This window comes from Microbacterium sp. TWP3-1-2b2 (genome assembly GCF_049896145.1).
Lineage (GTDB): Bacteria > Actinomycetota > Actinomycetes > Actinomycetales > Microbacteriaceae > Microbacterium.
In genome coordinates this window covers 1516082-1534065 of sequence record NZ_JAFCTS010000001.1, presented here as the reverse complement: position 1 = coordinate 1534065, position 17984 = coordinate 1516082, and the positions used below count along the sequence as shown (strand labels likewise).

15 protein-coding genes and 1 riboswitch are annotated in these 17984 nt (G+C 67.2%); of the genes, 5 read left to right on the top strand and 10 right to left on the bottom strand.

The annotated features are described in order from the left end of the window. Position 1: 1 nt before the first annotated feature. The 7 genes from ACP7AR_RS07690 to ACP7AR_RS07660 all read right to left on the bottom strand — a co-directional run bounded on the left by ACP7AR_RS07690 (position 2) and on the right by ACP7AR_RS07660 (position 5608). Positions 2 to 355, bottom strand: a complete 354-nt coding sequence (locus ACP7AR_RS07690) for a Fe-S protein (RefSeq protein ID WP_426184371.1) — start codon at positions 353 to 355, stop codon at positions 2 to 4. A gap of 47 nt (positions 356 to 402) precedes the next feature. After that, the gene (ribH, locus tag ACP7AR_RS07685) at positions 403 to 879 is read right to left on the bottom strand and encodes a 6,7-dimethyl-8-ribityllumazine synthase (protein ID WP_426184369.1); all 477 of its coding nucleotides are present in this window, start codon (positions 877 to 879) and stop codon (positions 403 to 405) included. Then, complete coding sequence (gene ribA, locus ACP7AR_RS07680) at positions 876 to 2150, bottom strand: GTP cyclohydrolase II (protein WP_426184366.1); 1275 nt, start codon at positions 2148 to 2150, stop codon at positions 876 to 878. Before ribA ends, ribH begins: the two co-directional genes overlap by 4 nt. Continuing rightward, entirely contained in the window at positions 2147 to 2776 is a 630-nt protein-coding gene (locus ACP7AR_RS07675) for a riboflavin synthase (RefSeq protein WP_426184364.1), read from the bottom strand. Before ACP7AR_RS07675 ends, ribA begins: the two co-directional genes overlap by 4 nt. Continuing rightward, positions 2776 to 3819 (bottom strand): bifunctional diaminohydroxyphosphoribosylaminopyrimidine deaminase/5-amino-6-(5-phosphoribosylamino)uracil reductase RibD, encoded by a 1044-nt coding sequence (gene ribD / locus ACP7AR_RS07670; protein WP_426184361.1) that lies wholly within the window; start codon positions 3817 to 3819, stop codon positions 2776 to 2778. Before ribD ends, ACP7AR_RS07675 begins: the two co-directional genes overlap by 1 nt. A 52-nt stretch (positions 3820 to 3871) precedes the next feature. Beyond that, positions 3872 to 4016, bottom strand: a riboswitch (FMN riboswitch). Positions 4017 to 4093: 77 nt separating this feature from the next. Next, entirely contained in the window at positions 4094 to 4957 is an 864-nt protein-coding gene (locus ACP7AR_RS07665; RefSeq protein ID WP_426184358.1) for an Fpg/Nei family DNA glycosylase, read from the bottom strand. Between the two features lie 66 nt (positions 4958 to 5023). Next, positions 5024 to 5608 (bottom strand): GNAT family N-acetyltransferase, encoded by a 585-nt coding sequence (locus ACP7AR_RS07660; protein ID WP_426184355.1) that lies wholly within the window; start codon positions 5606 to 5608, stop codon positions 5024 to 5026. Positions 5609 to 5682: 74 nt separating this feature from the next. Between ACP7AR_RS07660 and mfd the strand changes: the two genes are divergently transcribed. Then, a complete protein-coding gene (gene mfd, locus ACP7AR_RS07655; RefSeq protein WP_426184353.1) occupies positions 5683 to 9210 on the top strand; it encodes a transcription-repair coupling factor in 3528 nt (1175 codons plus the stop codon). An 11-nt stretch (positions 9211 to 9221) separates the two neighbouring features. On the opposite strand, the gene ACP7AR_RS07650 is transcribed toward mfd, so the two are convergent. Continuing rightward, a complete protein-coding gene (locus ACP7AR_RS07650) occupies positions 9222 to 9581 on the bottom strand; it encodes a VOC family protein (protein WP_426184350.1) in 360 nt (119 codons plus the stop codon). A 98-nt stretch (positions 9582 to 9679) separates the two neighbouring features. Between ACP7AR_RS07650 and ACP7AR_RS07645 the strand changes: the two genes are divergently transcribed. Further along, positions 9680 to 10276, top strand: coding sequence for a gamma carbonic anhydrase family protein (locus ACP7AR_RS07645; protein ID WP_426184347.1), 597 nt, complete (start codon positions 9680 to 9682; stop codon positions 10274 to 10276). Positions 10277 to 10401: 125 nt separating this feature from the next. Here ACP7AR_RS07645 and gdhA read toward each other — a convergent pair whose 3' ends face one another. Both gdhA and ACP7AR_RS07635 read right to left on the bottom strand, forming a co-directional pair. Next, positions 10402 to 11769 carry an NADP-specific glutamate dehydrogenase gene (gene gdhA / locus ACP7AR_RS07640; protein WP_426184345.1) on the bottom strand — a complete coding sequence of 456 codons (1368 nt, stop codon included), beginning with the start codon at positions 11767 to 11769 and terminating at the stop codon, positions 10402 to 10404. Between the two features lie 122 nt (positions 11770 to 11891). Beyond that, positions 11892 to 14480: a phosphoenolpyruvate carboxylase gene (locus ACP7AR_RS07635; RefSeq protein ID WP_426187688.1), complete on the bottom strand. Its 2589-nt coding sequence runs from the start codon at positions 14478 to 14480 to the stop codon at positions 11892 to 11894. Between the two features lie 163 nt (positions 14481 to 14643). On the opposite strand from ACP7AR_RS07635, the gene nhaA reads away from it, so the two are divergent. From nhaA to ACP7AR_RS07620, 3 genes are all read left to right on the top strand, one after another. Then, positions 14644 to 15861 carry a Na+/H+ antiporter NhaA gene (gene nhaA / locus ACP7AR_RS07630; protein WP_426184342.1) on the top strand — a complete coding sequence of 406 codons (1218 nt, stop codon included), beginning with the start codon at positions 14644 to 14646 and terminating at the stop codon, positions 15859 to 15861. Further along, the gene (locus ACP7AR_RS07625; protein ID WP_426184340.1) at positions 15845 to 16504 is read left to right on the top strand and encodes a MazG nucleotide pyrophosphohydrolase domain-containing protein; all 660 of its coding nucleotides are present in this window, start codon (positions 15845 to 15847) and stop codon (positions 16502 to 16504) included. Before nhaA ends, ACP7AR_RS07625 begins: the two co-directional genes overlap by 17 nt. Before the next feature lie 196 nt (positions 16505 to 16700). Further along, positions 16701 to 17978 carry a histidine--tRNA ligase gene (locus ACP7AR_RS07620; protein WP_426187686.1) on the top strand — a complete coding sequence of 426 codons (1278 nt, stop codon included), beginning with the start codon at positions 16701 to 16703 and terminating at the stop codon, positions 17976 to 17978. Positions 17979 to 17984: the final 6 nt, after the last annotated feature.

The following is a 17984-nucleotide window of genomic DNA, read 5'->3' as shown; positions in this document are numbered from 1 at the left end:
GTCAGCGCCAGAGCAGCCCCATGCCGGCGTTCGCGAGGGTCAGCACGCCGATCAGCCAGAACACGGCGGGTGGGACGGCATCGCCGCGCTTCTGGCGGGCGGATCCGATGCCGAGCATCGCGCCGATGATGACCAGCACGACGAGCTTGACGCCGATCTTGACGTAGTTCAGGTCATACGAGATGCCCCAAGGCGCGGCGAGTGCCAAGCCGGCGAGGCCGGCGATCGCCAGGCCGTAGTCCATCAGCTTCGTGATCTGCCGCTTGCCTCCGAATGCCTGCGCGGCCCAGGCTCCGAACAGTACGGCGAAGCCGATGAGGTGGACGAATACGACGATCAGACGCAGAGTCTCCATGGCCACAGGTTAGGCCTGCGGGGCACCTTCCGCCAGGAAGGCGAGCCTCAGCCGCGCAGCTCGCGCAGCACCAGCGCTGTTCTCAGCGCGGCGTCGGCGGCCTCGGCGCCCTTGTCTTCCTTCGACCCATCGAGCCCGGCACGATCGAGTCCCTGCTTCTCGTCGTCCACAGTCAGCACGCCGAAGCCGACCGGCTTGCCGGCATCCAGCGCCACTCTGGTGAGGCCGTCTGTCGTGGCCGCGGCCACGTACTCGAAGTGCGGGGTGCCACCACGGATGATGACCCCGAGCGCGACCACGGTGTCCGCGCCCCCTGCGAACGCCGCTTGTGCCGCGACAGCCAGCTCGAACGACCCTGGCACGCGCACGAGCCGATGCGTCGCATGGGCGGCATTGAGCACTCGCTCCGCGCCGGCGATCATGCCGTCCGTGATTACTTCGTGCCAGGTGCCGGCGATGATCACGACGTCGAGTCCTGTCGCGTCGATCTGTCCGGCCGTCGATGGAGCTCCTGCGCCGCTCATGCGTTGTCCTTCCCTTGTGCGAGAGCCTCGGCCAGCTCGGCCTCGCCGATGATGTGACCCATGCGGTCCCGCTTGGTCTCGAGGTACTGGTGATTGTTCGGTCCGACGCCGACGATCAGCGGCACCTGCTCCGCGACGTCGAGTCCGAGTTCGCGGAGCTGCTTCACCTTGTCGGTGTTGTTGGTCAGCAGGCGCACCTTCGAGATGCCGAGATCACTGAGGATGCCGGCGGCCGCCGCGTACTCGCGGGCATCTGCCGGCAGCCCAAGGGCGAGATTGGCATCGACGGTGTCGAGGCCCTCTTCCTGCAGGCTGTAGGCGCGCAGCTTGTTGATGAGACCGATGCCGCGCCCCTCATGACCGCGCATGTAGATGACGACGCCGCCCTCTTTCTCGATCGCGTCGAGGGCAGCGTCGAGCTGCGGTCCGCACTCGCACTTGAGCGATCCGAACGCCTCACCGGTCAGGCACTCGGAGTGCACGCGCACCAGAGCCGTCTCGCCGAGTTCGCCGGACACGACCGCGATGTGGTCGGTGCCGGTCACGCGGTCCTTGTACGCGAGGAAGCGGAACGTGCCGTGATCGGTCGGAACCGTGGCATCTGCTCGAAGGCTCACTCGACGCTTGCCTGCGCGCGACGACACGACGGGTTCATCCTGAGGATCGATCTCGTTGAGGTGAGCGATGAGCTGCTCGATCGTGATCACGGGCACAGCGTCACGTGCGCCGAGTTCCTTGAGTCCAGGCAGACGCATCATGCTGCCGTCCTCGGCGACGACCTCTGCGATCGCGCCGACGGGCTGAAGACCTGCCAGTTTCATCAGGTCGACTGCGGCTTCCGTGTGCCCCCCGCGCTCTCGGACACCGCCGTCGACGGCCCGCAGTGGCAGCACGTGCCCTGGCCGGATCACGCTGGTCGATGTCGATGCCGGGTCGGCCAGCACGTTGAGCGTGTGTGCGCGGTCCGATGCGCTGATCCCCGTCGTGACACCCTCTGCCGCATCGACGCTGACCGTGTAGGCGGTGGAGCGGGCGTCCTCGTTCGACTCGACCATGGGCGGAAGGTTCAGGCTGTCGGCGAGGTCGGCCGGCATCGGCGCGCAGATGAAGCCGGATGACCAGCGCACCGTCCATGCGACCCATTCGGGTGTGGCGAGTTCGGCCGAGAGGATGACGTCTCCCTCGTTCTCGCGGTTCTCATCGTCGGCGACGATGACCGGTCGGCCGGCGCGCAGAGACGCGAGAGCTTCTTCTATCGTGGCAAGGCTCATCGCGAGCCTCCTTCCGAGACAGCCCGGAACGCGAGCAGGCGCTCGACATGACGGGCGAGGATGTCGGTTTCAAGATTGACGCGATCGCCGACGGAGCGGGATCCGAGTGTGGTCGCGACGAGAGTCTCCGGGATGAGCGAGATCTCGAACCAGGCGTGATCGGCCGCGGCGTCGCTGACGGCGCTGACGGTGAGAGAGGTTCCGTCCACGGCGATCGAGCCCTTGTCCACGACCAGAGGCGCGAGATCCGCAGGCAGGGAGATGCGCAGTACGCTCCACTCAGCGCCGGGCCGAACGTCGAGGACCTCGCCGGTGCCGTCGACGTGGCCCTGCACGATGTGCCCGCCGAGGCGCGCGCCGACGGGCATCGCCTTCTCGATGTTGACGCGGGTGCCGACGGATGCTGCGGCGAGTGCCGATACGTCGAGCGTCTGCTTCATCACGTCAGCGTCGAACGTGTCGAGCGTCGACCCGACGACAGTGAGGCACACGCCGGAGACGGCGATCGACTCGCCGTGCACGGGATCGTGCGCTGCCTTCGGCGCCCGGACGGTCAGCCGCCACCCGTCGCCGGCAGGCGCGATCGCAGTGATCTCGCCGATCTCCTCGATGATTCCGGTGAACATCAGCGGACTCCTTCGTTGTGGTCGGACTCGTTGTCTTCGAACGTGGCGATGGCAAGCATGTCGGCGCCGAGCGGGACCCATTCTTCGACCGCGAGTCGACGCGCGGCCGAGATCGTCGGTACGCCGATCTCGGTGAGCGCCAGTCGGCCACCGCCCAGCAGAACGGGAGCGACGTACGCGAGCACGCGATCGGCGAGACCGGCAGCGATGAACGAGCTGGCGAGCGTGGGCCCGCCTTCGATGAAGGCGCTCTGGATGCCGCGCTCATGCAGATCGGCGATCACCGACTGCAGGTCGCCCGCGGCATAGAACAGCGCCTCGTGCGGGTGCCGGCGCACCGCCGCGTCGGTCGGCGTCTCACGCGAGCCGATCACCACCGGTATCGGCTGGTGTTCGTAGAGCGTGTCGCCGTCGCGGGCGGTGAGCGCAGGGTCGTCCGCGAGAACTGTGCCGGTGCCGACGATGATCGCGTCGGCCGCTGCGCGACGGCGGTGCACATCGGCGCGTGCTGCGGATCCGGTGATCCACTGGCTCGAGCCGTCGGCCGCTGCGGCGCGGCCATCCAGGCTCTGCGCCCACTTCACGGTGATGTGCGGGCGGCCGAGGCGCTGCGCCGTGAGCCAGTCCGAGATGAGGGCGCGGGCGCCGTCTGCCTGTTCGCCTGCTTCGACCTCGACGCCGGCGCTTCGCAGTCGCTCGGCGCCACCACCTGAGACGACACCGGGATCGTCGAGCGCGTAGATCACGCGCGAGATTCCGGCGTCGATGAGTGCGAGCGAGCAGGGACCGGTGCGACCGGTGTGGTTGCAGGGTTCGAGGGTGACGACAGCAGTCGCTCCCCGTGCAGCGTCGCCCTGGAGCTTCGACAGGGCATCGATCTCGGCGTGCGGGGTGCCGGCGCCGTGGTGCCATCCCTCGGCGAGGATCTCACCTGCGGGGGAGAGGATGACGGCGCCCACCTGAGGGTTGGCCCCTCGTGGTCCGCGTGCGGCCAGCTCGAGCGCACGGGTCATCGCGTGGCGCTCCACCTCATGCACTGCCATCCGTCGTCCTTCTGCTCTTGCTCCGGGGATGACAGACGGCGCGCGTGCGCGCATCGTGCTGCCTCCCTTCCGGACTAGCGAGATATCTCTCGCATCACCGTCGGTACCGGAATTCCACCGGATCGGCATCTCGGTTTCCCTCGACGCTCGCGGACTGTCACCGCCGGTTCGGATTCACACCGACCCCGGAGCACGTTGATGCTCAGTGTAGTCAACGTATGCACACGCATTTCATTCCGTGACCGACTGACGACTGCTGAGCGTGTCGAAGGATCTACTTCAGAAGCCGCGAAAGCCGTCGGTCGGCGAGAGGCTTGCCGCCGGTCTGGCACGTGGGGCAGTATTCGAGCGACCTGTCCGCGAAGAACACGCTGCGCACCGTGTCACCGCAGACCGGGCACGGCTCTCCTCGTCGCGCGTGCACCTGCATCCCTCGTCGCTTGGCATCCTTGAGATCGGAGGGTGGTTTGCCGGATGCTTCGGCCACGGCATCCGTCAGCGTCGTGCGCATCGCGGTGAACAAACGATCGATCTCCGCCTCGTCGAGCGTTGCGGCAATCGCATACGGCGACATGCGTGCGGCGTGCAGGATCTCGTCGGAGTAGGCATTGCCGATGCCTGCGAGGACGGACTGATCGCGCAGCAGCCCTTTGATCTGCGTGCGACGGCCATCCAACAGTGCCGCGAACGCGGCGCGATCGAACGAGTCATCCAGCGGATCCGGTCCGAGTCGTGCGATGCCGGGCACGTCTTGAGGGTCGCGCACGACGTAGACGGCGAGCGACTTCTTCGTCCCCGCTTCGGTGAGATCGAACCCGCTGTCGTCGTTGAGGGCGACACGCAGCGCGATCGGCGACTTGCCCGGCTTGATGAGCGTCACCGGCAGCATCTCGTACCAGCGCAGCCAACCGGCCTTCGCGAGGTGGAACACGAGGTGCAGGTCGTCGCCGCATGACAGGACGATGAACTTGCCGTGACGAGTGGATGCTGTGATCTGCGCACCGTGCAGGGCGGTGTTCGGCGGATCGAAAGTCTTCAGGGCGGCGATCGCTCCGACGCTCGTCCGCGTGATCGTGCGGCCGACGGCGCGCTCGCCGAGGAACGCGACCAGCCCTTGCACCTCAGGCATCTCCGGCATGTCCTCATCCTGCCATTGGGATGCGACACGGGCCACCGGCATCCTGAGATGAACCGGCACGACCCTTCAGCTCGAGGAGTCCGCGCCGGGCAGGACGCTCCACTCGACCGGTGCGCGATCGTCGGTGGGCAGGAGCCCGGCGATCCAGCCGTCGTCGCGGCCACGAGGGCTGGTGAGGGCCTGCCGTTGGAGGCCCTCATAGCGGAATCCGAGTGCGCGCGCGGTGCGGGCGGATGCGACGTTCCCGGCGACCGCCTGCCAGCGGATGCGGGCGAGGTCCAGCTCTGCGAAGCCCCAATCGATCACCACGCGAGCCGCTTCGACCATGAATCCCTTCCCGCGCGTGCCGGCGGTCGCCCAGAATCCGATCTCGGCCGACGCACCGGTGGCGTGGGGTGCGATGTTGTGCAGGCCGATCATTCCGACGAGCACCTCGTGATGGAACAGGCCCCAGACGGTCTCTTCGCCGGATTCCCACCAGCCGGTGACCAGCTTCACGAAGTCTTCGCCGTCTGCACGCGTGTACGGGCTCGGAACGGTCGTCCAGCGCGGGATCTCCGGGTCCTGACACGCGTCCGTGATCGCATCGACGTCATCGGTCGTCGGTGCGCGGAGAACGAGGCGGTCGGTGCTCAGGATGACGGGTTCCATCCCGAAATCCTATGGCGAGGTGTCAGCCGGCGATGAGCAACCCCGGTGTCTGCGGGGCGGACTAAGCTCGTCAGGTGACTGTTCCGGGGATTCTGCGCGCCTTGGAAGAGGCGTCTCTTTACCATGACGCCCTCACCTGGGCGCAGACCGATGCCGATCTGGGGCTGGTCGACGGCCTCGATGCCCCGACGATCGCGGGACTGCTCGACAAGCGTGCGGGTTCAGGACATCCGGCATCACTGCTTGTCATCGCGCCGACGGGTCGTCGCGCGGAATCGCTCGCGGCGGCGCTCGGCTCGTATGTTCCGGATGCTGAGATCCTCAGTTTTCCGGCATGGGAGACGCTGCCGCACGAACGTCTGAGCCCCAGCCCGGACACGGTCGGTCGACGCCTGGACACACTTCGACGCATCACGACCTGGTCTGGAGAACGGCCGCTCGTCGTCGTCGCCTCGGTACGCGCAGCGCTGCAGCCGATCGCGGCGAATCTGGGCGACACCGCACCGTTGGAGCTCGCACTCGGCGCTCGAGGACTCGAACTCGACAGTGCGATCGAGCAACTCGTCGAGCGCGCGTACTCGCGTGTCGACATGGTCTCGCGCCGCGGTGAGTTCGCCGTGCGCGGCGGCATTCTCGACGTCTTCCCGCCGACATCCGAGCATCCGTACCGTGTCGAGTTCTTCGGCGATGAGATCGACCAGATCCGTGCCTTCTCGGTGGCCGACCAGCGCTCCCTCCCGGGGGATGTCGACCGTGTGGAGCTGCCGGCGACCCGTGAACTGCTGCTGACCGCTGACGTGCGAGACCGTGCGCGCTCTCTTATCTCCGGTTTCCCAGCGATCGCCGGGATGCTGGAGAAGATGGCCGAGGGCATTCCTGTCGAGGGGATGGAGTCGCTGCTGCCCGCAGTGTCCGGGCCGCTGAAGTCGCTCGCCGAGTACTTCCCAGAAGGCACCGCCGTCGCGCTCGTGGACCCTGAGCGCTCGACCGCTCGAGCGCAGAGTCTCGGTGAGACCAACCGCGAGTTCCTCGACGCGGCGTGGAGCGCCGCCACCTCCGGTGCCTCGGCGCCGATCGATCTGGGGGCCGGCGACTTCATCAGCGTGGCCAGGCTGCGCGAGATCGTGCGCGAGCGCGAAGGCGTCTGGTGGCGTTTCAGCCCGTTCGCCAGTGACGATGACGACGCAGCGAACATCGACGCGTCGATCATCCCGTCCTTCCACGGCAACGTGGACGGCGCGATCGATTTCGTGCAGGGACGGCTCGCCGACGGGTGGCGCCTCGTGATCGCGGCATCCGGTTCGGGTCTCGTCGACCGCGCCAGAGACGTGCTGTCCGATCGGGGGCTCGCGGCTCGCATCGTCGATTCGCTCACAGACGCACCAGAGGCCGGCGTCGCGACGCTCGTCCTCGGCGCGCTCGAGGCGGGGTTCCAGGTGCCAGAGGCGAAGCTCGCCGTCCTCACCGACAACGAGTTCTACGGCCGCACCATCGGCGGTGACCAACGCGTGGTGAAGAGACTCGCATCGCGCCGTAAGAACGTCGTCGACCCGCTGCAGCTCAAGAACGGTGACTTCGTCGTGCACGCGACGCACGGCATCGCGAAGTTCATCGAGATGACGCAGCGCGAGGTGTCGACAGGCGGGCGCAACGCCACCAAGACCACACGCGACTATCTGGTGCTGGAGTACGCGCCATCCAAGCGCGGCTACCCGGGTGACAAGCTGTACGTCCCGACCGACCAGCTCGACCTGCTCTCGAAGTACGTCGGCGGCGAATCGCCCACGCTCTCGAAGATGGGCGGCAGCGACTGGTCAGCGGCCAAGGGAAAGGCCCGCCGCGCAGTGCGCGACATCGCCGTCGAGCTCGTGAAGCTCTATTCGGCGCGGATGTCGGCGAAGGGGCACGCGTTCGGACCGGACACCCCATGGCAGCGTGAGCTGGAAGAGGCGTTCCCGTTCGCCGAGACGCCCGACCAGCTGCAGACGATCGACGAGATCAAGGCCGACATGGAGCGGCCGATCCCGATGGACCGACTGCTCTCCGGCGATGTCGGGTTCGGCAAGACCGAGGTCGCCGTCCGCGCCGCGTTCAAGGCGATCCAGGACGGCAAGCAGGTCGCGATGCTCGTCCCGACGACGCTGCTGGTCAAGCAGCACTTCGAGACGTTCGCCGAGCGCTTCGCCGGGTTCCCGGTGAAGGTGCGCGCGCTGTCACGTTTCCAGACCGACAAGGACGCTCGCCTCACCCTTGAAGGCCTGCTCGACGGCTCGGTCGACATGGTGATCGGCACGCACCGCATCCTCACGGATCAGATCATGTTCAAGGATCTCGGGCTGCTCATCATCGATGAGGAGCAGCGCTTCGGTGTCGAGCACAAGGACAAGCTGAAGAAACTGAAGACGAACGTCGACATCCTCGCGATGAGCGCGACGCCGATTCCGCGCACGCTCGAGATGGCGGTCACGGGCATTCGCGAGATGTCGACTCTCGCCACACCGCCCGAGGATCGGCATCCGATCCTCTCCTTCGTCGGTCCGCGCAGCGACAAGCAGATGGCCGCGGCGATCAGGCGCGAGATCCTGCGCGAGGGCCAGGTGTTCTTCGTGCACAACCGCGTGCAGTCGATCCAGCGGGTCGCTTCGGAGTTGGCCGAGCTCGTGCCTGAGGCGCGGATCGCCGTAGCCCACGGGCAGATGGGCGAGCACCTGCTCGAGCAGGTCGTCGACGACTTCTGGGAGCGCAAGTTCGATGTGCTCGTCTCGACGACGATCGTCGAGACGGGACTGGACATCTCGAACGCGAACACCATCATCATCGACAAGGCCGACAAGTACGGCCTCAGCCAGTTGCATCAGCTCCGTGGGCGCGTGGGACGAGGGCGGGAGCGCGCGTACGCCTACTTCCTCTACGACGACTCGAAGCCGCTGTCCGAGACCGCGGCTGATCGTCTGCAGACCATCGCAGTGAACAACGACCTCGGCAGCGGCATGCAGGTGGCGTTGAAGGACCTCGAGCTGCGCGGAGCAGGCAACATGCTCGGCGGAGAGCAGGCCGGTCACATCGCCGGCGTCGGGTTCGACCTGTACCTGCGGATGGTCGGCGAAGCAGTGGCGAACTTCCGCGGCGAGGACGTCGAGACCGGCAATGAACTCCGGATGGAGGTGCCGGTGGATGCGCGCATCCCCGAGACGTACATCGACAGCGAGCGACTGCGCCTCGAGGCCTACCAGAAGCTGTCTGCTGCGGCAGCCGCGACGGCGAAGGACGATGCCATCGACCTCGTGGTCGAGGAGCTCACCGACCGCTACGGCACGCCTCCGGAGGAGGTCGACGGTCTGTTCGCGATCGCGCGACTGCGTCGACGTGCGGCCACGGCCGGTCTCACGGATGTCGTCGTCATGGGGTCGAACCTGCGGATCGCTCCGGCGCGCCTTGAGGATTCGATGAAGGTGCGCTTGCAGCGGCTGTACCCGAAGGCCAAGCTGGTCGGCGGAGGAGAGGCGCTGCTCGTACCGCTGCCGGTGGATGCCGACATCCTCGGATGGGTGTCGCAGCTGCTCATCGCCCTGTTCCCTGAGCCGGTCAAGGCCGGGAGCTGACCCCGGGCGGATCAGGCCGCCGAGCCGAGATAGAGCAGTGTGCCGTCGGGATCGCGCACCTGCGCGACGCGTTCGCCCCAGGGCATGTCGTCGGGGGCCGCGACCGGCGTCGCCCCGGCATCCGTCGCTCGCGAGTACGCGCTGTCGACCTCATCGACGTACAGCCAGATCGCTACCGGATCACCGCTCGACACCTCGGGTTCATGACCGATCCCGATGGCGCCGCCGCCCACCGCGAGCGCCACATAGACGGCTCGCCCCTCGTGCTCGTAGCGATAATCGACGGTTGCCGAGAACGCTCGCTCGTAGAACATCACCAGTCGCGACAGATCGGTCGTGCGCAGGATAGGGAACAGCCTCGTCACCGTCATGCCGAGACCGTACGCCCACCACGAGACGTGGCACAAGGGTGAGTGGGTTCGAGCGGGAAGGCCGATCGCACACGTTCCGGTAGGACTAGTCTGGCCGCATGTTGTACGAGCACCTCGGGGTTCGCCCCCGCGTCCATGAGACCGCCGTCATCGCGCCCACCGCCGTCATCTCCGGCGACGTGGAGATCGGACCGGACTGCCAAGTGCTGCACGGCGCCGTGATCACTGCGGAGGGCGGCCCGATCACCCTGGGCGAGAACGTCATCGTGATGGAGAACGCGATCGTGCGGGCCAGTTCCGCCAATCCTGTGCACGTCGGCGACCACGTGCTGATCGGCCCAGGGGCATCCGTGTCCGGTGCGGTTATCGGGAACGAGGTGTTCCTCGCAACAGGGACACGCGTGTTCAACGGTGCGCACATCGGCGATCGCGCCGAGGTGCGCATCAACGCGGTCGTGCACCTGCGGACGACACTCCCAGAGGACACGGTCGTCCCGATCGGCTGGGTCGCGGTCGGCGATCCGCTGCTCGTGCTCTCACCAGACAGGCACGAGGAGATCTGGGCAGCACAGCGGGAGCTCGACTTTCCCGGCTACGTGTTCGGGGTCGATCGCGACACCCCGGATGTCATGGTGCAGCTCACCGAGCGCTACGGCCGTTCGCTGGCGAGGCACGCCGACGATCGCCCGGCGTGAGTCGCGGCATCCGCTCGGTCTGGTGTTTCGTCAACAGATGCACGACGTGAGCGCAGATGCACGAGAGATCGCCGTGATCTCTCGTGCATCTGTGACCGCATCGTGCATGTGTGATGCGCCGCGGCTCAGATCACGCCCTGGGCGAGCATCGCCGTAGCGACCCGCTGGAAGCCGGCGATGTTGGCACCGGTCACGTAGTCGCCCGGCACCTCGTACTTCTCGGCGGCCTGGAACGCGGCGTCGTGGATGTCGGCCATGATCTCTCGCAGCTTGTTCTCGCTGTCACCGAAACTCCAGCGCTGGCGGGAAGCGTTCTGGCTCATCTCGAGAGCGGATGTCGCGACACCACCGGCGTTGGCGGCCTTGCCAGGGGCGAACAGGACGCCGGCCTGCTGGAACGCGGCGACCGCATCCGGAACACAGGGCATGTTCGCGCCTTCGGAGACGGCACGCACGCCGTTCGCGATGAGCGCCTCGGCATCGGCCAGGCTCACCTCGTTCTGCGTGGCGGAGGGCACGGCGATGTCGACAGGAACGTCCCAGACGCTCCCGCCTTCGACGAAACGCGCGCTGGAGCGCCGGTTGGCGTACTCGACGATGCGGCCGCGTTCGACCTCCTTGATCTGACGCAGCAGATCGAGGTCGATACCGGCGTCGTCGACGATGTACCCGGAGGAGTCGGATGCCGTCACCGCAGTCGCACCGAGCTGCGTGGCCTTCTGGATCGCGTAGATCGCGACGTTGCCGGAGCCGGAGATGCCGACACGCTTGCCGTCGAGAGATTCGTTGTGCACCGCGAGCATCTCCTGCGCGAAGAAGACCGCACCGTATCCGGTGGCCTCGGTACGCACCTCTGCGCCACCCCAGCCGGTGCCCTTGCCGGTGAACATGCCGGACTCGTGACGGTTGGTGATCTTGCGGTACGAGCCGAACAGGTAGCCGATCTCGCGCCCTCCGACGCCGATGTCGCCCGCAGGGACGTCGGTGTGCTCGCCGAGGTGGCGGTACAGCTCGCTCATGAACGACTGGCAGAAGCGCATGACCTCGGCGTCGGAGCGACCGTGCGGATCGAAGTCGGAGCCGCCCTTCGCGCCGCCGATGCCCTGACCGGTGAGCGCGTTCTTGAAGATCTGCTCGAAGCCGAGGAACTTGATGATCGACAGGTTCACCGAGGGGTGAAAGCGCAGCCCACCCTTGTACGGACCCAGAACAGACGAGAACTGGATGCGGTAACCGCGATTGACCTGCATCCTCCCGGCGTCATCCACCCACGGAACACGGAACATGATCTGACGTTCCGGCTCCACGATGCGATCCAGGATGCCGGCCTCGACGTACTCCGGGTGCTGCTCGAGCACGGGCGAGATCGTTCCGAGCACTTCGTGCACAGCCTGCTGGAACTCGGGTTCGTGCGGGCTGCGGGCGAGCACCGTGTCGAACACGGGCTGGACGGTCGCGGTGAGCGGGTGGAATTCGGTGTGGGTTGCGGTCACGCGGGACGGCTTTCTGAAGAGTGTGGCTGAGGGGGCGATCGTGTCGCGCGAGAAGGCGTGCCGGGTCGGGCACGAGATTTCACCTTACCCCGGGTGTTTCCGTGGTGTGCGCCACGGGGCTGTCACCCGGTGTTCTGTAGGCCGGCGGCGACGCCGCTGACCGAGAGGAGCAGCAGACGGCGCTGTTCGTCGTCTGCTCCGGATCCGGATGCTGCGGAGCGCAGCTCGCGCAGGGCACGCAGCTGCAGCAATGACAACGCATCCACATACGGGCTGCGCAGAGTCACGGCGCGCTGCAGGATCGGCTTGTTCTCGAGCAGGCCGTTCCCGCCGGTGAGGCGGATGACCCATTCCTTGGTCAGCGTGAGCTCGTCGAGCACCAACTGCGCGAGATCGTCGCGGTCGCCCAGCGCGAGGTATCGACGGGCGATGCGCTCATCGGTCTTGGCCAGGCTCATCGCCACGTTGTCGACCATGGTGCGAAGCAGCGGCCAATCGCGGTAGGCGTCCCCCAGGAGCGCTTCGTCTCCGACGCTCTCGAGAGCCGTTCCGAGTCCGAACCAGCCGGCGAGGTTGATGCGTGCCTGCGTCCAGGCGAAGACCCACGGTATGGCGCGGAGATCTTCCAGCGATTCCACCGAGAGGCCGCGGCGTGCAGGGCGGGAGCCCAGCGCGAGCAGCCCGATCTCCTCGAGAGGCGTGACCGTGGCGAACCATGGCGCGAACCCATCGGCCTTCACCAGGGCGAAGAACTTCTCTCGCGATGTCGCATCCATCACTCGCGCGACGTCGGCGAAGCGTGCCGCCGCGCCGCTCGTGCGCTGTTCGACGCTCGGGGACGACGCCAGCAGAGTCGCCGCCGCGACCTGATCGATGTGGCGCATCGCGATGGCCGGTTCGCCGTAGCGCGCGAAGATCGTCTCGCCCTGCTCAGTGAGCTTGAAGCGTCCGTCGACCGAGTGCGGCGGTTGCGCGAGGATCGCGGAGTTCGCCGGCCCGCCACCGCGTCCGAGGGCGCCACCACGGCCATGGAAGAGCGTCAGCGCGATACCGGCATCCTTCGCCCAGACGGCGATCTTCTCCTGCGCCTCGTACAGGGCGAGGTTCGCGGCCACAGGACCGACGTCCTTCGACGAGTCGGAATACCCGAGCATGACCTCGAGGCGGTTGCCGGTGGCGGCCATACGAGAGCGGAACTCCGGATAGCCCACGACCTCCGCAAGGATCTCCGGTGCGGCCTGCAGGTCGGCGAACGTCTCGAACAGCGGTACGACATCCAGTACCGGCACGTCGTCACCCAGTGCATGACGGGCGAGGCGATGCACGTTCGCGAGGTCCTGGGCCGACTGCGTGAACGAGACGACGTAGCGGCCGGCCGCGCGGGGCCCGTACGCGCGCTGGATGTCGGCGACAGCGCGGAAGACGTCGAGCACCTCGAGTGTCTTCTCGCTCAGCTCTCCACCGGCGTCGAGCTCTGCCAGGGCCTCGCGGTGCACCTGCGAGTGCTGGCGAACTTCGAGCTCGGTGAGATGGAAGCCGTAGGTCTCGACCTGCCAGATCAGATGCTGGACGCCGCCGAACGCGTGTCGGTTCGCCCCTGATTCGGCCAGCGAGTCCTGCACAGCGCGAAGGTCGACGAGCAGGTGCTCGGGGTCGCGGTATCCGCCGGACTCGCCGAGGCGCGTCTGCGCGACACGGTGGGCGAGAGCGAGCAGCACGCGGCGGTGCGGCTCTTCCGGAGAGCGCGCGGCGATCTCCGCGGCGCGGGCCTCGTCGGTCTGGACGAACGACTCCCACAGCGCGATGACGGTGCTACTGGGCGGAGTGCCTTCGGCGTCGAGTGTGAGACCGCGCCCGATGCGGTCGATCGCGCGCTCGAGGCCGCGAAGCACGTGGTCGGATGCGATCTGCGCCGCCTCACGGGTGACGGATGCCGTGACGAACGGGTTGCCGTCGCGGTCGCCGCCCACCCACGATCCGACACGCACGAAGGCGGGGACGACGGGAGCAGTCGCCCCTGAGTCCTCGCCGCGCAGGGCATCATCGATGCGGCGGTAGACGTGCGGAACGGTGGTGAAGAGGGTCTCGTCGAACACCGACATGACCGTGCGCACCTCGTCGGTGGGCGAGGGCTTCTGCGCACGCAGCGGTGCTGTGCGCCAGAGCGTGTCGACCTCTTCGAGCATGCGCCGGTGTGCGCGGTGCTGCTCGGCGCCGCCGTCGCTTGCGCCGTCGTGCTGCGTGAGCAGCTCGGAGAGCCGGCGGATGCTGGCGGAGACGGCGCGGCGTCGGGCCTCGGTGGGGTGAGCGGTGAACACCGGATGAAAGCGCAGATCCTTGAGGCGGCGAGTGGCCTCTTCGTCGCCGATCTCCCGGCGCAGCTGCGCGTATGCGGTGGCGACGGTGTCCACGGCATCCTCGCGCCCAGGGTGACCGGCTCGCTCGCGCAGGATGCGTACGCGCTGGTGCTCTTCGGCGAGATTCACCAGGTGGAAATAGCAGGTGAATGCGCGCGCGACCTCGTCGGCCCGCTCGACGGAGAACGAATCCGCGATCTCACTGGCCCGTTCGAAGGCTTCGGCGCTCTCCTCCTCGTATGCCTGGATGGTCGCCAGCCGCAATCGCTCGACGTCTTCGAACAGTCCGGCGCTGCCGCATTCGCGCAGCACCTGACCGAGCAGTGCGCCGAGCATGCGCACATCAGCGCGCATCTCGTCTGGGATCCCGCGTCCGGCTTCGAAACGACCGATGACGCGAATTGCCTCTGTGTTGGTGGGCTCAGGAGTCACCATTCGAGGTTAGCCGCGGGCGAGGAGCGCTCCTGACCACGTGACGGCCCGAGGCATCGTCGATCGCAGGCATAGCATGGGATCGATGTCTGAATCCAGAAACCTCTTGCGCAGCCAGCAGTTCCCCGCAGTGCTTCTGCTCCTGGCTGCGGCGCTGGGCCTGCTGCTGGCGAACCTGCCGACATTCGCTCCGATCGATGCGCTGCTCGGATTCCACATCGCCATCCCTGGACTCGGAATCGACCTGTCCGTCGCGCACTGGATCTCGGACGGCCTCCTCGCGATCTTCTTCTTCGTCGTCGCGATGGAACTGCAGTACGAACTGACTCGTGGCGAGCTGAACTCCCTGCACAAGGCAGTGCAGCCCGCGATCGCCGCTGCCGGCGGCGTGATCATCCCGATCGTCATCTACCTCATCATCGCCGGGGGAGAGCAGACCGCATCCGGCTGGCCGATCCCGACCGCGACCGACATCGCCTTCGCGCTCGGCGTGCTCGCCGTGTTCGGCAAGGGTCTGCCTGCGGCCGTGCGCGTCTTCCTTCTCGCGTTGGCCATCCTCGACGACATCATCGGAATCATCTTCATCGCGGTGCTCTTCGCCCACGATCTGAACTGGCTCTACCTGGTGATCGCACTGGTCGGCGTCGTCGTGTTCGGAGCGCTGGCGCGCCAGCTGCCGACCGAGCGCTCCTGGATCATCGTGTCCGCGATGATCATCGTCGGTGTGCTCGTGTGGGGTCTCGTCCTGCTCTCGGGGATTCACGCGACCATCGCCGGTGTGATGCTCGGTCTGGCGATGACGCAGTCGCCCGCGATGCAGACCCGGTACGTGCTCGAGCCGTGGGTGAACGGTGCGATCCTGCCGATCTTCGCCTTCACGGCCGCGTTCGTCGTCATTCCTGCCGTCTCGCCGTCTGAGCTGTCGCCGGCGTTCTTCGGCATCGCCATCGCGCTGCCCGTGGGAAAGATCATCGGCATCATGGCCTTCGGCTGGATCGCGATTCGAATCGGATCGCGGGGGAGGAAACCGGCGTTGACGATCGTTGATCTTCTGGCAGCCGGGACGCTGGGCGGCATCGGGTTCACGGTGTCCTTGCTCCTGGCCAACCTCGCCTTCCCGGACGACGCCGGCATCCGTGATCAGGCGATTCTGGGCGTGCTCGTCGGATCTCTGACCGCCGTGATCCTTTCCGGGATCATCGTCTCGTGGCGGGCTGCGTGGCACCGCCGCGCTGCTGTCGCGAGCGCTGAGACGCCACGTGGACACCGACTCGACGAGGAACAGCATGACCGAACGCCCTGATCCGCTGCGCACGGCGGCCGAGACGATGCGCGCGGTGCGCGAGAGGTGCGTCTGGTCGCAGCAGATCACCCACCGCGACCTCGTGCCATACCTGATCGAGGAGTCGCACGAGGTGATCGACGCCGTCGAGAACGGCACGCGAGCCGACCTTCGCGAAGAGCTCGGCGACCTGCTCTGGCAGGTGCTGTTCCATGCGGCGATCGCTGCGCAGGATCCCGACGATCCCTTCGACATCGACGATGTGGCCGAGACACTGACCGAGAAGATGGTGCGCCGGCACCCGCACGTGTTCGGCGATGCGGTGGCGAACACACCGGAAGCGGTGCTGGTGCACTGGAATGCCGCGAAGGCCGCCGAGAAACGCACCCGTACCAGCGTGCTCGACGGCGTGCCCCGGGGGATGCCGGCGTTGGCGCTCGCACAGAAAGTGCTCGGTCGGGCGGCGCGGGCCGGCGACGACGTCGCGCTCGCCGCTCACGATGCCGCCGAGGTCGGGGCGGCACCGGAATCCGAGGAGGAGCTCGGCGACCTGCTGCTGATGCTCGCAGCCACGGCCCGAGAGAACGGCTGGGATGCCGAGCGCGCACTGCGTGAGCGCCTACGCCTGCTCGAGGACGACGTCCGCAAGGCTGAAGCCGGCTGAGCACGCCCATCCGGTGGGAAACCGGGATGATCCGGCGTGTCGGTGGCGCGTCGCACGCTGACACGCCGCCGACACGCTGAACGGTCTGGGTTTTCCCCACCGGTGCGCCATGGGGCGCGTCGGCGACCGTGCCGATCTGGAAACCTGCAAGACCTGGAAAGATAGACGCGTGGCTACTGTGAACGCGCCGCGCGGCATGCGCGACATCCTCCCCGCCGACAAGGCCCGCCGTGAGCGTGTGCTCTCCGTCATCCGTGCGCGCTACCTGGCGCACGGGTTCGACGAGATCGAGTCGCCGGCGCTCGAGGAGTACTCGCGTCTGCATTCCGGCATGGGCGGAGACAACGAGAAGCTCGCCTACAACGTGCTGCGTCGTGGTCTGGATGCCGAGGCGATCCGTGACGGGGCAGAAGATCCCGCCGCCCTCAGCGATCTCGGTCTGCGTTACGACCTCACGGTTCCGCTCGCCCGATTCTTCGCGAGCAACCGGGGTCAGCTTCCCGGTGTCTTCCGCGCCATCCAGATCGGCCCTGTGTGGCGAGCGGAGCGGCCGCAGAAGGGGCGTTATCGCCAGTTCGTGCAGTGCGACATCGACATCATGGGCGACGACTCCTCGCGTGCCGAGTCGGAACTGATGGTCGCCTCACTCGACGCGCTCGACGCACTCGGTCTCGACGGTGCGAGTGTGCGCATCAACGACCGACGGGTGCTCGACTGGATGCTGGATTCCTTCGGCTTCGGCGCCGACGAACGCCCGGGCGTACTGATCACGATCGACAAGCTCGACAAGATCGGCGCTGACGGAATCGTCGCCGAGCTCCGCGAACGCGGTGCGACGGCATCGGCGGTGGAGGCTTTCGACACGTTCCTCCGGCGGCCGCAGACCATGGAGTTCCATCCGTTCGGCGAACGCCAGATTCGTAAGGCACTGCCGGAGAACGCCCCCGATGACGTCATCGCCCACCTCGTCGGCATCGGCGATGCCGTGGTGGCCGGACGCAGCAACTCGTCCCCTGAGCCTGTCGAAGGGGACATCCCGCTCGTGTTCGACCCGTTCCTGGTGCGCGGCATGGGCTACTACACCGGCACGATCTTCGAGCTCGCGCATCCGTCTGTGCCGTATTCACTGGGCGGCGGCGGACGATACGACGGCATGATCGGCCGGTTCCTCGGCCAGCAGGTGCCCGCGGTGGGCTTCTCGCTCGGCTTCGAGCGCCTCGTCGATCTCGTCGATCTCGGGGCGGATGCCGATGCCGAGGCCGTCGTGCTCGTGCATGACGCGGACGTGCCGGTATCAGAGCTCGTCGCCCACAAGGCCGCGCTCATCCGTTCCGGCTCGCGGGTGCGCCTGGAGCGCAGGGTGAAGAACTTCAAGGCGCTGCTCGAGCGCTCTGCCGCGGACGGCTACACCGCCTTCGCGACTCTCTCCGCCGGCGCTGAGGTCGGCTCACTGGAGATCAAACCGCTCGCCTGAGCGGTG

Excerpts from the sequence above, each read along its gene's own strand:
- ACP7AR_RS07690 (WP_426184371.1), bottom strand. The coding sequence starts at position 355 with ATGGAGACTCTGCGTCTGATCGTCGTATTCGTCCACCTCATCGGCTTC.
- ribH (WP_426184369.1), bottom strand. The coding sequence starts at position 879 with ATGAGCGGCGCAGGAGCTCCATCGACGGCCGGACAGATCGACGCGACA.
- ribA (WP_426184366.1), bottom strand. The coding sequence starts at position 2,150 with ATGAGCCTTGCCACGATAGAAGAAGCTCTCGCGTCTCTGCGCGCCGGC.
- ACP7AR_RS07675 (WP_426184364.1), bottom strand. The coding sequence starts at position 2,776 with ATGTTCACCGGAATCATCGAGGAGATCGGCGAGATCACTGCGATCGCG.
- ribD (WP_426184361.1), bottom strand. The coding sequence starts at position 3,819 with ATGGCAGTGCATGAGGTGGAGCGCCACGCGATGACCCGTGCGCTCGAG.
- ACP7AR_RS07665 (WP_426184358.1), bottom strand. The coding sequence starts at position 4,957 with ATGCCGGAGATGCCTGAGGTGCAAGGGCTGGTCGCGTTCCTCGGCGAG.
- ACP7AR_RS07660 (WP_426184355.1), bottom strand. The coding sequence starts at position 5,608 with ATGGAACCCGTCATCCTGAGCACCGACCGCCTCGTTCTCCGCGCACCG.
- ACP7AR_RS07650 (WP_426184350.1), bottom strand. The coding sequence starts at position 9,581 with ATGACGGTGACGAGGCTGTTCCCTATCCTGCGCACGACCGATCTGTCG.
- ACP7AR_RS07645 (WP_426184347.1), top strand. The coding sequence starts at position 9,680 with ATGTTGTACGAGCACCTCGGGGTTCGCCCCCGCGTCCATGAGACCGCC.
- ACP7AR_RS07635 (WP_426187688.1), bottom strand. The coding sequence starts at position 14,480 with ATGCGCGCTGATGTGCGCATGCTCGGCGCACTGCTCGGTCAGGTGCTG.
- nhaA (WP_426184342.1), top strand. The coding sequence starts at position 14,644 with ATGTCTGAATCCAGAAACCTCTTGCGCAGCCAGCAGTTCCCCGCAGTG.
- ACP7AR_RS07625 (WP_426184340.1), top strand. The coding sequence starts at position 15,845 with ATGACCGAACGCCCTGATCCGCTGCGCACGGCGGCCGAGACGATGCGC.
- ACP7AR_RS07620 (WP_426187686.1), top strand. The coding sequence starts at position 16,701 with ATGCGCGACATCCTCCCCGCCGACAAGGCCCGCCGTGAGCGTGTGCTC.